1 protein-coding gene and 1 pseudogene are annotated in these 1131 nt (G+C 66.9%); one reads left to right on the top strand and one right to left on the bottom strand.

Annotated features, from left to right (window positions below; genetic code table 11):
• A pseudogene (locus AHiyo1_RS10120) lies at positions 1 to 507 on the bottom strand (sensor histidine kinase); the annotation flags it as partial.
• Positions 508 to 668: 161 nt separating this feature from the next.
• On the opposite strand from AHiyo1_RS10120, the gene AHiyo1_RS10125 reads away from it, so the two are divergent.
• Positions 669 to 1131: GlcG/HbpS family heme-binding protein (locus AHiyo1_RS10125; protein WP_059388486.1), on the top strand; the 463-nt coding region annotated here is incomplete at its 3' end.

Here is a 1131-nt window from a genome sequence, read left to right on the forward strand (position 1 = left end):
TTGCAGCGCGGCGTCGTCCTCAATGCGGTCGTAGATCAACGTGAGCAGAACCGCTGCGGCGATGGGCCCGAGCAGCATGGCGACGTCGGTGTCGCCGCTGAGGCGGAACAGCCCGATGGCCGTGGCACTTGCCGTCAAACCCGCGGCCAGATAGGCGATCCAACCGCTGAAGGCCGCGCGGGACAGGAAAAACAAAGCGAAGGAGCACCAAGCGAAACTCGGTGCGGCAATGACCAGCACGGCCCAGGCAAGCACGAGCGCCACCATCCACAACAGCCACGGTTGGCGCCGCTTGGCCAGCACCGCCACCACTGCATAGAGAACGCAGACCGCGGCCGCCAGGGCCACGGTCCAGAGATTGTCGGCCGGGCTGTGCCGCAGGACGTAGCGCACGCCGGATGCCACCATGAGCACCGCGAAGCTGAGGTGGACCACTGCATCGATCGGGCCCCGGGTGGGGCGGAAGGCAGCGGGACGGGAGGCCGTCCTGTTCGGAGATTCCGGCATTCTTCCCATGCTAGGCGCGTTCAGGTCGCCGGTCTCTCCGCCTTTTGGCTGATACCGGGACCGGAAGGGATGAGGCCGGGCACGACGAGCGCCGGATGTGGTGAGGGAGCCCTGCGGGAAGCATGGAACTGTACCCGTTGCCGACCTCCCGGAGGACCACCATGAAGAAGTCCAACAAGATCTTTGCCGCCGCTGCCGTTGGAGCCTTGCTCCTGACCGGAGGGGCAACCGCCGTCGCGAACGCCGTGACGCCCGCCGCGGCCAAAACCGCGACGGCCGCCGTCGACGTCAGTCCCTCCGCGGAAAACGTGGTCCCCCAGAACCGCATCACCGTCGGTGCATCCAGCCAGGCAGTCAACGCCGCTTTGGCGAAGTGCCAGGCCGACAAGCTTCCTTTCGTCACGGTTGCGCTCGTGGACCGCTTCGGGACAGTCCAAGCCTTGCTCCGCGGCGACAATGCGGCCGAACACACCATCGAGGCCGCCAAGCAGAAGGCCTACACCGCAGCCGCCTTCGGTGCGCCCACCAGCGAACTCGCCAAGCGAATCAACGGCAACGGACCGTCGATCGCCGACCTCCCGGGCACCCTCTTCCTGCCCGGCGGAGTGCCGCTCAAGGTGAACG

It is taken from the genome of Arthrobacter sp. Hiyo1 (genome assembly GCF_001263615.2).
Taxonomy (GTDB): domain Bacteria; phylum Actinomycetota; class Actinomycetes; order Actinomycetales; family Micrococcaceae; genus Arthrobacter.